Raw genomic sequence first — 13997 nt, 5'->3', positions numbered from 1 at the left:
TTAACCGATATAAAAAAAGCATCCTCTTGAGGATGCTTTTTTTATGATGATTGAGTGCTGAAATTTATAAAATGATTGAAAATGAACAGTCTTTGATTTTATTTTTTATCGATAATATGCACAGTCGCAGTACGTCCCGCCACAAAGGCCAATTGATCATGCGGCACTTCATCCAATACAATTTTCACAGGAACACGTTGTGCTAAACGCACCCAACTGAAGGTTGGATTGACATTGGCCAAAAGACCGTTTGTTGAAGTACGTTCACGATCTTCAATACCACTTGCCACACCTTGTACATGCCCTTTATAAGTCTCTGAACTCCCCATGAGCTGAACGCTTGCAGGCGCACCAACATTGATTTTATCTAGTTTGGTTTCTTCAAAATAGCCCACCACGTACATTTGCTCACGATCAATTAATGCTGCAACCGCCTGCCCAACTTTGACGTAATTCCCTGCCTTTAATTCAAAATTCGACAATGTGCCATCATTCGGCGCAATCACAGCAGAGCGTTTTAAATTCAACTGCGCTAAATGCAAATTACTATTAGCCACTTCAATTAATGCTTTTTGTTGAATCACATTGGCTTTGGCTTGCTCGATGGCTGCAGCAGTTTGTTCATGTTCAGCATGTGATTGATCACGCGCTGCAAACATTTGATCTTGCTCTTGTTTCGAAATTGCTCCATCCATTAAGTTGGCATAGCGGTTGGCATTTTTATCTGCCAAATGAATATTGGCCTGTGATTTCACCAAATTGGCTTTAGATGCGGCCAATTCTGCTTCTGCGCCTGCAAGTTCAGCTTTGGCTTTTGCTAAATCAGACTTTGCTTGTTCGACATCTAAAGCTTGGCGTGCCACATCAATACGAAACAGTACTTGTCCCTTTTTCACTTGCTGATTATCTTGTACCAAGACCTCTGTAACCAAGCCTGAAACATCTGACGAAACTTGAATCACATCTCCACGTACACGACCATCGCGTGTCCATGGTTCAGAATTGTAATAATCCCAAATATGTTTTAAAGCCATTAATGCCACGCAGACCACAATGATTAATAAAATGGGGCGTACGAATTTACGTACGTTGACAGTATTCATGAATTCACCTCAATCATTTCAGAACATTGGCCTAGATTTGGCACAAAATACAAGCGTAATGCACCAACCACAGCAAAACGACAAATACACACAGGTAAAAAATATTCGGTTGCGCAATCCACCCCTGTTCCACCAAACGGTCGCCCCCAAACATGACAATGCGCAGTAACACATACGCCAACACGGCTTGTATCAATAAAATCGGAACATAAACGCCATAGATATTGAGCTCACCCATTACACACTCCCGATTTCAGTTTTGGTTGGGTAACTGTGCAAAACATGGCACAAACTACTTTGAATATTATTTAAAGAATATTGAATTCTCAGACTTATATCTTGTTGTTCAAGTTCAGAAGCTGCGACATGCAACTGTTGTATTTTTTCAATCATTTGCTGCTGTAAATCAGCAATCAAATGATGTTGAGCATTCTCTTTAGCACGGAAATATTCATCTAAATCCTGTTGCAGGTCTTCTAAAGCCACCACGATCGGATGCTCTACATCAAATTTATTTTTCAACTCTTGTAAACGCGGTAAATCAACCACTGCACTGGATTCTACCAAAGCCAATTGAATGTATTGTTTTAATGGATCAGATTGCACAATTTTGCTATTTAACACCCCAATACGGTCGAGCATGCTACGTAAATGAATACGGAATTGCAGCCCATACGGCAAATACAACGCTTGACGTATAGCTTTATAGTGCAGGGCTAAAATACGCTGTGCTGTAATATCTGGAGACATCGCACGAACCAGATGAATGATAAATACTGAAATAATGGGACCAATAACTGTCCCTATCGAAGCATCAAAGAAAAATACTTGATCGAGGCTATAACGGTTCTGGAAGTTCAGCCCCATAATGGTTCCCATTAACAATGGCAAACCAATTCCTGTTAGCGGTGGATGTAAAAACAACATCAGGCAATACATTACAAATGGCGCTAGCACCACGATTAACTGCCAAAATACAGTCACATGCGGAAATATGCCGTAGGCATATATAAACACCATCACCCCTGCATATAAATTGGCACGGATAAACATTTTCAAAGCAGGTACAGGGTTGTCCATGGACGTCAAAATACATGCACTAATGGCCGCCATTTCAGCCATCATAAAGCCTGCTTTCCAGCCACTGACAATCCAAAAAACCGTAGCAATCAACACAATTAAACATGCTGAAATTCCACCACGAATCGCCACGCCAGCATCACGATGTAATGTTGGATAAGGCGTCGTATTCATTGGCATTAACATTGCGGGCAAGGTTGAATCACCGCATTGAATACGTTGCCACAACAATTTCACCGCGCGCACATTTTGAATAAAATGGCGGATATCCATTTTTAAGCTACCCAACATAATCTGTTGAGACGGATGTGAATTCGCCATAATTGCAGCAAAGTCTGCTTCAAAATGTTCTGGTAATTGATTCAGCGTAGCTTCATCAATCTCATGCCGATCTTGTAAAAAATCAGAAATATGCGCATGTGCTTTGGCCAAATTTAGACGATAGCGTCCATCGACCTCATCCAATTGTTTTATGCGCTCCGACATCGCTACCAAATTACACACCAACAAACTGAGTTGATGTAGCATTTCCTGTAGCGGGCGAGTCATCCCTTGCAAAGTCGATTTTTCGTAGGATAAATGCACTGCCATAACATGAATATCGGCAATATCACGGGCTATTGTTCCCAAAGACTTAGAATAATTATCCAGCTCTGATGCATCTTGCAAAATACGGTCAAAAATCGCTTTGGTATCTTGAAAAGTTTTTAAAACTCGGCCTTCTACTGCTGGGCCAATATGCATTGGAAAAATTGTGGTGCCCACCAGTGCGCTACAGACCACACCGACAGTAATCTCTAAAAAGCGGCCTACCGCCATATCAAAAATAGAAGCGGTATCTATGAAGTACACCACGTTATAGCAAATGATGACGGTGGTATAACCTGCCAGCAAAAACACATAACTACGGGGTGTACGGTCAAGTAATGATAAATATAAGCAAAAGCCAACCCAAACCGCTAGAAATACGGTAAATAAGACGGGCATGTGGATCAGATGTGGCATGGCCACGACCGACACAGCAGCACCTAAAAAAGTCCCTAAAACGCGATAGATACTTTTCGATGACGTCATACCTGAGTATGGATTTGCAATAACAAATACCGTCCCAATCGCCCAGATGGGATAAGTTAAATTCAGTTCGAATGCCACATATAAAGCCAACATCCCTGCTGTAAACGTTTTAAACGCAAATATCCAGTCCAAACGATTGGGCCGAAAAGCGAGTATTTGTTTCGTTAGCAACATATGTATTCTCTATGAGGCATCTTTTAAAGCAAATAAGTCATCACATCGTGTCGCGAAGCACACAATGAATTGCCCAAACCATCAGGACTTAGATGAATATTTGTTCAAAAATTTAGAAGCTATTCGTGAGTGGAATCAGTCACTTGAATAGGAATAATAGAAAATATCTCACCGCATTATCTCAATGCAGATTACTTAATCAATATAGGATATTTTCGAACCAATTTTTTCAAATATAATTATATATGTCAATTAAAATATCTTAATATGATAATTTATGTATTTTTATAACAAATAATTCTACGTTCGACTGATGATTTATCATGAAACTTAACCATACAATCATCATTTAATGCCCATATCGATGTGTTACGTAGAAAAGCACAGCATCACCGCGCGCAATTTGTTATAAAGTAACTTAACTGATTTTATTTTTATTTTGACCAAGCAGGTTCTTATGGCGCTCTCCAGTTTTGGTAAAATTCTCACCGTGCTCGATTTATACTCCGTCTCACGTCCTGTCATTAATGTGGACATTATTAGTGAAGAATTGGGGTTATCTAAACCAACGAGCTACCGTTATTTAAAAGAGCTGGTGTCTGCTGAGTTGTTACAACGTTTAAGTGGCACTTCAGGGGATTACATTCTCGGTTCCAAAATTGCTGTTCTAGATTTTATCTCTCGCACCACCGATCCTTTGGTGCAAATCAGTATTCCTTTCATGAAAGAAATTGTGCAGCGTACAGAATCATGTTGCCTGTTGACCCACCTGAATCTAGATTCTTGCATTGATGTGCATCATGAACTGTACAAAGACTATACCGCATTGGCTTATGGTCGCGGCAGCCCGCGTCCAATGTATAAAGGCTCATCTGCAAAAGTTATTTTGTCACAACTACCTAAACAGCGGATTTTAGATTACTACCAACGCTTTTCTGATGAATTAGCACAAGTTGGCTTCGCCCACAGTGAAGAAGAGTTCATGCTACTGATGAAGAAGATCAAGAAGCAGGGCTATTATTTTTCTAATGGTGAAGTTGATCCAAACATGTCGAGCCTGTCTATTCCAGTCAAATTTTCCAGTAAAGAGCCACCGTTAGCTTTGACACTTTTAGCATCTAAAAACCGTTTTGAATTTATGAACTTTCAAAAATTGGTGGAAATGATGCAAGACAGCGCGATGCGTATTGAAAAAAAATATAGCGCGATGACTGAAGAGGATGAGAGCCTATAAATCTGTACAGATTTAGTCTCGTTGTAAAGATTAAATTTGTTTAATCTGAGGAATCAATCAATTTAATTGAATTTAATAATTATATTTTTAATTTAAATTCTCATAATATGATTATCGTTCTTTAGCAGCTCTTGTGTTCATTTATACCATTGAATACAGCGTTCCTAATTTAATTCTCCTCAGAGAAATTAAAAAAGCTCATCACAGTATGGGCTTTTTTATGCCTTAAATTACACCTTCCATTACATCCTTACTCAGGATAAAAATAACGAAAAGTCAGATTTACTCTTGGTTCTGTAATTTTAGTCGACTTCATAATGGCATGTTTCCAATGACGTTGAGTTTGCCCACGCATCACGATCAACTGACCACTCTGTAACATCATCTCAACTTTTTCTTGAGTCGACTTATGTTTAAAACAAAATTTTCTGCTCGCACCAAAACTTAATGAGGCAATAACCACTTGTTGATCCGGAGACACTAAAGATGGTTCATCATCACTATGCCAACCGACCGCCTGCAACCCATTTTCATACAGGTTGGCAAGACAGGAATTAAATTCGTGCCCCACCAATTTTTCAATATGTTGTTTTAAACGCAACAAGGCGGGTTGCCAAATCAGTGCCTGTTTAAACATGCCTGAATAACGGTACTGATACTTAGCATCGCCATACCAAACCACTTTACGATCCGTTTTATAGTATTGACCATGTAAGATTACTTCATCATGTTGCCAGGCCAAATGCTGTAAAAAATACTGTGCGTACTTTTTACTATCCTGTGTATTCAAAATTAGGCCATAGTCTTGTACTTGCCCATCATATGGCAAGATATTGTCTTGTTGCATCGGACTGAATAAGTCTAAATTCATTTGAAACACCTATATTCAGAACACACACAAAAATATAATGATGAGTGCTTAGTTTAACTCAATGAACGCAGACACAAATCAATACAAAGTCATCACTTGTCGCATGATTTTTTCAGGCATAGACTCAATTTAATTATTCACAATAAAAATAATCGCTTATGAATTTATGGAATGTGTTTCAGAAGCTCAGACCGTTTGTAAGACCGTATCGCATTTTGGTGATTGCAACTTTAATTATGACCTTGATTGGTTCTTTTACCGCGCAGGTCAATGCACTCACCTTGCAATACGCTGTTGATAGTATTAATCGCCTAGTCGAACAAGGCTTAGGTTTAGCTGAAGGTTGGCATATTCTGATCACCATTAGCGTGATCTTATTAGGCAAAGAAATCATCAATGCTTTTGTTCAATTTGGACAAAAATTTTATGGTGAAAAACTGCGGATTTTGGTTTCACAAGACTTAGCCCAAGGCATTATCGAAAAGTTTCTGACCTATCGCCTTGCTTTTTTTAATGATGACAACAATCAAGCTGGCAAATTACAAACGCGTATCGACCGTGGTATTGGTTCTTTAACACGTTTGGTACAAATATTTTTTATTGATATTTTACCGTTATTTACCAGTGCAATTGTGGCTTTAGGCTTAATGTACTATGCCAACTTCTATGTTGGCTTGGTGGCAACCTGTATTGTACCCATCTATTTCTGGCTCACCTTCAAACAAGCACAAAAACTAGGTGGATGGCGACGTAATTTACGTGATGGTCGTGAAAAGAAAAGTCAGGGTATTCTCGGTATTATTAACTCGATCACCGTCATTAAATCATTTAACCGTGAAAGTATTGAGTCTGAGAAACAGCTGAAATTACAAAAAGAACTCACAGACAATCAAATGCAAACACGTCAAATCAGTTTTTTGTTTGATGGGTTAAAGACCTTTATCGAGCAAATTGGCATTGTGTTGATTATCATTTTGACCGCTTATTTTGTACTTGATGGCCAAATGAGTATTGGCATGATTATGTTTCACGTCTTGTTATTCAATAACGTCTCTGCCCCTATACGCTCCTTACATCGTATTTATGACGAAGTGAACGACGCGATGATTTATTCAGAAAGTTTCTTTAAGATTTTAGAGGCTGATGACGAAATCGAACAATCAGGTACACAGAAACCCAATATTCATGGTCAGTTCGATTTAAGCAATGTCGAGTTTTATTATCCGAATGGACACCATGCGCTGAAAAATATCAATATGACCATTCAGCCTAATAAAATTACTGCTTTAGTTGGCTTATCTGGTGCAGGAAAATCCACGCTCATCAGTTTGTTAGATAAATTTTTTGAACCGCAAAGTGGCACCATAACCATTGACGGCATAGATTTAAAAGATATCGACACACAATATCTTCGTGATCATATTGGCTTAGTATTACAAAAAAATCATATTTTCCAAGGCTCCATTTTTGACAATATCCGCTACGGCAAAACCGATGCCAGTACCGAAGACGTGATGCAGGCCGCACGTAAAGCATCAATTCATGAACAAATTTTACAACTGCCGAATGGCTATGATGCCGATGCGCTGATGCTTTCAGGGGGGCAACAACAACGTATCGCCTTGGCGCGCATGTTCTTAAAAAATCCACCGATTATTTTCTTAGATGAACCCACTGCAAGTTTAGATGCGATTGCCACTGAACAAATTAAGCAAAGTTTAGACGAGATCAAACAAGGGCGAACTGTCATTATTATTTCTCATAGTTTGTCGCAAATTATCGATGCGGATTACACCTATGTCATGAAAGAGGGTGAAATAGCTGAGCATGGTGAGCATGACGCGCTTTATCACCAAGATGGTGTGTATAAAGAGATCTTTGATGCGATGGCTAAAAGTTTAAATATTGAAAAAATTGCCCGTACCTTTGAAGAGGATGAAGATACACATAGTTAAACCAGCCTCTCTTCTGCATTAAAAAAAAGCCCATCAACTGATGGGCTTTTTAGAACTGGGGGTTCAGATGTGATTAACGTTGAACTTTCTGTTCAATTTCTTCCACGCTGGTATGGCGTACGTCTAAGCCTTTCACCATATAAATCACCTGCTCAGAAATATTGCGTGCATGGTCACCAATACGCTCAAGCGAACGCAACACCCACAAGACATTCATAACACGTGTAATATGACGTGGATCTTCAATCATATAAGTCATTAATGTACGCGTCGCAGACTGATACTCACGATCAATATCGGCATCCGCCAGTAACACACGTAAAGCTTGATCAACATCTAAACGAGCAAACGCATCTAGTGCATCATGAATCATGACACGGACTTGGTTACCAATATGGCGTGTTTCCATGTAGCCACGTGGTGAACCACCCTCTTCACATAAACTCTGGGCAATACGAGCAATTTTTGCAGCTTCATCACCAATACGCTCTAAGTCGGTATTGGCTTTTGACATAGCGATCACCATACGCAAATCAATTGCAGCTGGATGACGACGAGCTAAAATCAATGTCAATGCTTCATCAATTTCTGTTTCCATACGGTTGACAGCATTGTCTTGAAACTGCACATCAATTGCCATAGATGCATCTGTGTCCAAAAGTGCATGAATGGCATTTGCCACTTGCTGTTCAACCAAACCACCCATAGTCATAAATTTGGTATGAACATCCTGTAGCTCTTCATTAAATTGTGAAGAAATATGATGATTTAAAACAGGATTATTTGGCAAAGGATGATCTCCACAGCAATATGAATCGGCAGAATTGCGTGCAATATTAAAGCATATTCATTATGAAACTTTTATGACGAAAGTCATTTCTTTAACAAAATTGAAGGTTGATTGGATTGATCAACTAGCCATGCATTCATTTCAACTAAATCAGCTTCGGTCAATTTCCCTACAGATGCTTTCAATTCAAGTACATGTAGCAAATAATCATACTTAGAGTTTAAATAGTCTTGTCGAGCTGAAAATGCATTGCGCTGAGCCAACAACACATCCACCATAGTTTTTAAACCTTCTTGATACTGCGCTTGTGAAGCCAAAGACACTTGAGATGAAGACTGCATTGCAGCTTTACGAGCTTGTAGCTTGGCCTGATCTGTTTCAACCTGCATATATGCTTTTTTTACATCCGTTTCTGCATTACGTATTGCAGCATCGACTTGTGCTTGGCTTTTCTCAACGTTGACTGCCGCTTGCCGTATGGATTTTTGTGTACGGCCACCATTAAACACATTCCAATTCATTTCAATGCCAATTTGATCAAATTGACCGTCTTGCGACATGATCGATTCAGGACTTTGCTTGTTATAGCCATAAGTCCCCACCGCTTCAATCTGTGGGTAAAGTGCAGCCTTTTCCACGCGTTTGCCATCTTCAGCATAACGCTTTTGCAAATGCGCTTGTAAAATGCCAAGATTCTGGCCTTGCGCTAATTCTTCCCATGCTTGCACATTATTTGGTACAGGTTTTTGAAATTCAAAATCTTCACGTAATACGGCTAAATTTTCACGATATGGCCCAATAAACTGTTGTAGTTGCTCCTGCGCCAAAACCAATTGAACATTGGTCGCCATACGATTGGCACGCGCATTTTGATACTGTGCATTGGCTTCACTGACATCACTTTTTGCCACCAAACCTTCTTTCAACTTCGCATTCATCATACGCAATTGTTCAGACAGCGCTTGTTCTTCTTGTAAATTTGCAACTGTAAGCGCTTGTTGTCGCAACACATTAAAATACGCTTCTGAAACATTTAATAAATGCTGTTGTTTTTGAATTTTTAAATTAATTTCACTGAGATTGATTGATGTTTTAACCTGTTTTAAACCTTCCCACGCATCCCAACGAAACAAAGGTTGGCGCGCAGTCAACGCGATTTGTTTGGACGTCGTACTATCAGGCATGAACAAGTCGGCTTGAGCTCCACTTTGATTGGCATTTTGATTTTTACGTGTAACATTACCTGAGACTGTGACCGTCGGCAGTAAGTTGCCGTTCGCAATACCTAAATTGAGTTTATCTGCTTCATATTGCAGTTTATTGGCCTGCCAATTGGGATCTGCTTGTTTTGCACGTTCGTAAGCCTCGACAAGATCCAATGCAAAACTCCATGGACTCGTCAAAAGTAAACAGGCACTTAAAACCAATTTTTTGTTCATTTTTTTTCGTAAATTCCTAACATTCAAATACCCAAGGCTGAATATTTAAATTTAAAACTAAGCAGATACTAATCATAAATCTGCAAACTTGCGTATGATTTTTATTAATTTTTTACATCAACTTAGACAATTTATCGCGTTTTTAGGTGTTTTTCGACATTACTCACAACGCTGTAACAAACAACTGCATAATAGTACACATAATGCGCCCGTTTCATCTATAAAATAGTCGGCATTCCATCGGACAAACTTCATCTCTATCGCATCGGGTCATTGTGTCAAAACTTTTTAATCTGCCAGTAAAATTCAGCGTACTCTGCCTGTCTTTCAGCATGTTGCTTGGATGCCAACAACAGCCTGAACCCCAGCCTGCACAAGAATTTCCGAACAAAAAAACTGTTCAAAATGAAGCAGTGGATTTGTCTTTACTGTGTCAGAAGCTTGAAAAGAATATGCAAGAAATTGACGATCAACGCACCACTTTTGCACTTGAACAAATTAACCAAGATTTAAAAGTTTGTTTACCTTTATTAGAAGCTGATCAACAAAAAAAATTATTAGTTTTATCTAACCAAATGTATCGTAATTTTTTACACGTTGAACGCACTGCACAGCAGCAAATGGCTTTTGAACAATTTGCTTTTGATATGGCACAGCACCCGACCATTCAGCAAAGCCATTACGAGCAATTGACTCTTCGCGATCAATACCTTCTCAAACATAAAGGTCAAGCCTATGTGGAATTATTCGATGCCGGTGCAGGACAATTACAGTATCGTCGCAGCCCTGAATATTTGGCCAAAGTCTTTGCACCTTATATGAGTGATGCCGAGCAAGCCTTTATTGAAAAACTGGCGGAACAAAACCTACAACCCGTCTTTTTACAACAAACCCTCATGATTGAACCGCAAGAAATTGCAACACGTGCTTTATTTTGGGAAGACTATCTCAAGCAGTATCCAGAAAGTCCTTATCAAAAAGATGCTCAACAATTGTTGTACCTGTACAGCCAATTTTTGTTTACTGGTATGCAAGATACACCGGTATCAAACGATTTTTCAGATCGCCTCAGTATCCAAGCCAGCTCCTTAGAAGAAATCGAAAAGCTGGCTAAACTGAATCAATCACGTATAGCGGATCAATCACGCCAATTCCTGAAACTACTTGAGCAAAATACCACTCATAGTGCTCAACAAGTACAGGCAGCGATTGGGCTAAAAAATCCATCCCCGAATTACAAAAAAGATTGCTTTAAAGATGCGCTGTGCCTCAGTTCATCTTCTTAATCTCATCTCATCTCATCAGACAATACTTCAGACAATATTCATATCACCTTAAGGCCATTTTGTTATTAAGCCTGCCTTGCTGCCAGCATTAAATTATCTGGGCAACTGTCGTGTTCTTTAAGAACTGTTAAAAATGACACTGTATTTGCCGATTCTTCATGCTAATATCCGCCCAAAGCTTGACGGAGCGCAGGTAATTTCCTGCTGAGATCATCTAAATTTGGCTTGCCAAATTTGAGGATGAGTACCGTTGAACCTGATCAGGTTAATACCTGCGTAGGAATCAAGCCATCTGAAAACTGAAGCCACAATTTTAACCTGTACTGCCAGGGAAAAACCGCCACGTTTTTGGTCGTGCTTGATTCGTTGATGTCATTTCATAAGGATCATTGCAATGAACCAATTAACGAATCTCACCGCTGCTGATCGCGCTGCTCAACATGAGCAAGATGCCAAAGATCTGACACGAATTTTACCCGCATCTCGTAAAGTCTATATTGAAGGTTCACGCCCTGATATTCAGGTACCAATGCGTGAAATTGCATTAACGGACACGCCAACAGGTCTAGGCGGCGAAAAAAACTTGCCGATTATGGTCTATGACACTTCTGGCGTTTATACCGACCCAGCGGTACAGATTGATCTGAATCAAGGTTTACCGAATGTCCGTGAAAACTGGATTGAATCGCGTAACGATACTGAAATCCTTGACACCCTAACCTCAACATTTGGTCAAGAACGCTTACGCGATATTCGTACGGCCAACATCCGTTTTGCTCATATTTCAAAACCACGCCGAGCGAAGCGCGGACACAATGTCACACAAATGCATTATGCCAAACAAGGTATCATCACTCCTGAAATGGAATACATCGCGATTCGTGAAAATCAGCGTCAACGTGACGGTGTCGATGCACGTCAACATGCCGGACAAAACTTCGGGGCAAAAAACTTAACTGAAATTACCCCTGAATTTGTGCGTCAGGAAGTGGCTGAAGGTCGTGCCATTATTCCTGCCAACATCAACCATCCTGAGTGTGAGCCAATGATCATTGGCCGTAATTTCTTAGTGAAAATCAATGCCAACATTGGTAACTCAGCACTCGGTTCGAGCATTGATGAAGAAGTGTCAAAAATGACTTGGGCAACGCGTTGGGGCGCAGACACCATCATGGACCTGTCAACGGGTAAAAATATTCACGAAACCCGTGAATGGATTATACGAAACTCTCCGGTACCGATTGGCACCGTACCCATCTACCAAGCTTTAGAAAAAGTTGATGGTGTTGCTGAAGACCTGACTTGGGACATCTTTAAAGACACCTTAATTGAGCAAGCAGAACAAGGGGTCGATTACTTCACCATCCATGCAGGTGTACTACTGCGTTATGTCCCTCTAACAGCCAATCGACTCACTGGAATTGTATCGCGTGGCGGCTCAATCATGGCGCAGTGGTGTTTAGCACATCATAAAGAAAACTTCTTGTATACGCATTTCGATGAAATCTGCGAAATCATGAAAGCCTATGACGTTTCATTTAGTCTAGGAGATGGCTTACGTCCAGGCTGTATTCAAGATGCCAACGATGAAGCCCAATTTAGCGAATTACGAACATTAGGTGAACTGACCCACCGTGCTTGGAAACATGATGTACAAGTCATGATTGAAGGCCCTGGCCATGTACCTATGCACATGATCAAGGAAAACATGGATCTTCAACTTGAAGTCTGCCAAGAAGCACCTTTTTATACTTTAGGGCCGCTTACAACAGATATTGCACCCGGTTATGACCATATTACCTCCGCCATTGGTGCAGCTATGATTGGCTGGTATGGCACAGCAATGCTCTGCTATGTAACGCCAAAAGAGCATTTAGGTCTGCCAGATAAAAAGGATGTTAAAGATGGCATTATCACCTACAAAATTGCAGCTCATGCCGCAGACCTTGCTAAAGGCCATCCGGGTGCACAGGCCCGTGACAATGCCTTATCAAAAGCACGCTTCGAATTCCGCTGGGAAGATCAGTTTAACTTAAGCCTAGACCCTGACACTGCACGAAATATGCATGATGAAACCATGCCAAAAGAAGCACATAAATCTGCGCATTTCTGTTCAATGTGTGGCCCTAAGTTTTGCTCGATGAAAATCACTCAAAATGTGAGAGATTATGCAAAAAATCAACAAAATACAGAGACTTCCACGGAACAACGTACAGAGATTGAAACCGGCTATCAAAGCATGAAAGATGCCTATCATGCCCAAGGTCAAAAGTTGTACCATAAAGTCTAAAGTCTAAAAAAAATCTTTTGTATTCAACAAAATCTCGGTTAGGATGAAATGAAACGTTTCATCCTGATTAGAGCTTATGAATATTATTAAACAGGCCACCTATAACAATAAAGACTATTGCCTTGAAGGACGTGAGCACGTATTTAAAGGCTTCATTCAGGTCGAAAAAGTTCAATTGCGACATCGCTTATTCAACCGCCAAGAGATGATTCCAACCATTCAACGTGAATTAATTCATCGCCCAGAAGCGGCTGGTGTATTGATTTATAACCATCAACAACAAAAATTTGCCTTAATTGAACAATTCCGTATTGGTGCAATTGATGATGCTGAGTCACCATGGCAACTGGAAATTATTGCAGGTGTACTTGACGGAGATGAATCGCCTGAAAGCTGTATCCGCCGTGAAAGTTTGGAAGAGTCAGGCTGTGAATTAAACACCCTTCAGCACCTTTTTAGCTTTTATCCATCGGCTGGCGCTTGTGCAGAATTATTTCATCTATATAGTGCAGAAGCAGAATTACCAGAACAAGGTGGAGTATTTGGCATGCCAGATGAAGGTGAAAATATTCAACTGCATATTTTAGCTTATGCAGATATTCCAACTTTATTGACCAATGGTCGGCTAAAGAACGCACCTGTCATTATGGCCTTGCAATGGCTGCAACAGCAATTACATACTACAAGGAATGTCTAAGGGG

General features: G+C 40.1%; 11 protein-coding genes and 1 riboswitch. Of the genes, 5 read left to right on the top strand and 6 right to left on the bottom strand.

Translation table 11 applies throughout. From position 1 onward, the window contains the following. Positions 1-98: 98 nt before the first annotated feature. Genes FTV09_RS00135 through FTV09_RS00125 form a run of 3 tightly spaced genes read right to left on the bottom strand, consistent with a single transcriptional unit; the run spans position 99 to position 3431 of the window. On the bottom strand, positions 99-1103 hold the full coding sequence (locus tag FTV09_RS00135) for an HlyD family secretion protein (RefSeq protein WP_180056202.1): 1005 nt from the start codon (positions 1101-1103) through the stop codon (positions 99-101). A gap of 31 nt (positions 1104-1134) precedes the next feature. Next, on the bottom strand, positions 1135-1341 hold the full coding sequence (locus tag FTV09_RS00130; RefSeq protein ID WP_180056201.1) for a DUF1656 domain-containing protein: 207 nt from the start codon (positions 1339-1341) through the stop codon (positions 1135-1137). Next, positions 1341-3431, bottom strand: coding sequence for an FUSC family protein (locus FTV09_RS00125; protein WP_180056200.1), 2091 nt, complete (start codon positions 3429-3431; stop codon positions 1341-1343). Before FTV09_RS00125 ends, FTV09_RS00130 begins: the two co-directional genes overlap by 1 nt. Positions 3432-3888: 457 nt before the next feature. Between FTV09_RS00125 and FTV09_RS00120 the strand changes: the two genes are divergently transcribed. Then, positions 3889-4665, top strand: a complete 777-nt coding sequence (locus tag FTV09_RS00120; RefSeq protein ID WP_067763097.1) for an IclR family transcriptional regulator — start codon at positions 3889-3891, stop codon at positions 4663-4665. A gap of 250 nt (positions 4666-4915) precedes the next feature. Here FTV09_RS00120 and FTV09_RS00115 read toward each other — a convergent pair whose 3' ends face one another. Continuing rightward, a complete protein-coding gene (locus FTV09_RS00115) occupies positions 4916-5536 on the bottom strand; it encodes an alpha-ketoglutarate-dependent dioxygenase AlkB (protein WP_180056199.1) in 621 nt (206 codons plus the stop codon). A gap of 158 nt (positions 5537-5694) precedes the next feature. Here FTV09_RS00115 and FTV09_RS00110 point away from each other — a divergent pair, with 158 nt between their 5' ends. Continuing rightward, positions 5695-7491 carry an ABC transporter ATP-binding protein gene (locus tag FTV09_RS00110; protein WP_180056198.1) on the top strand — a complete coding sequence of 599 codons (1797 nt, stop codon included), beginning with the start codon at positions 5695-5697 and terminating at the stop codon, positions 7489-7491. A gap of 73 nt (positions 7492-7564) precedes the next feature. On the opposite strand, the gene phoU is transcribed toward FTV09_RS00110, so the two are convergent. Next, on the bottom strand, positions 7565-8281 hold the full coding sequence (gene phoU / locus FTV09_RS00105) for a phosphate signaling complex protein PhoU (RefSeq protein ID WP_067763104.1): 717 nt from the start codon (positions 8279-8281) through the stop codon (positions 7565-7567). 83 nt (positions 8282-8364) lie between these two features. Beyond that, on the bottom strand, positions 8365-9720 hold the full coding sequence (locus FTV09_RS00100; RefSeq protein ID WP_180056197.1) for a TolC family outer membrane protein: 1356 nt from the start codon (positions 9718-9720) through the stop codon (positions 8365-8367). Positions 9721-10052: 332 nt separating this feature from the next. On the opposite strand from FTV09_RS00100, the gene FTV09_RS00095 reads away from it, so the two are divergent. From FTV09_RS00095 to FTV09_RS00085, 3 genes are all read left to right on the top strand, one after another. Next, on the top strand, positions 10053-11006 hold the full coding sequence (locus tag FTV09_RS00095; RefSeq protein ID WP_180056240.1) for a hypothetical protein: 954 nt from the start codon (positions 10053-10055) through the stop codon (positions 11004-11006). 173 nt (positions 11007-11179) lie between these two features. Further along, positions 11180-11306, top strand: a riboswitch (TPP riboswitch). 94 nt (positions 11307-11400) lie between these two features. Next, complete coding sequence (gene thiC / locus FTV09_RS00090) at positions 11401-13296, top strand: phosphomethylpyrimidine synthase ThiC (RefSeq protein WP_180056196.1); 1896 nt, start codon at positions 11401-11403, stop codon at positions 13294-13296. 76 nt (positions 13297-13372) lie between these two features. Beyond that, positions 13373-13993, top strand: a complete 621-nt coding sequence (locus tag FTV09_RS00085; protein WP_180056195.1) for an NUDIX domain-containing protein — start codon at positions 13373-13375, stop codon at positions 13991-13993. Positions 13994-13997 lie beyond the last annotated feature (4 nt).

Source organism: Acinetobacter sp. YH12227 (assembly GCF_013417785.1).
Classification (GTDB): domain Bacteria; phylum Pseudomonadota; class Gammaproteobacteria; order Pseudomonadales; family Moraxellaceae; genus Acinetobacter; species Acinetobacter gandensis.
The sequence above is the reverse complement of the archived record's forward strand: the minus strand, read 5'-3'. Positions and strand labels throughout refer to the sequence as shown.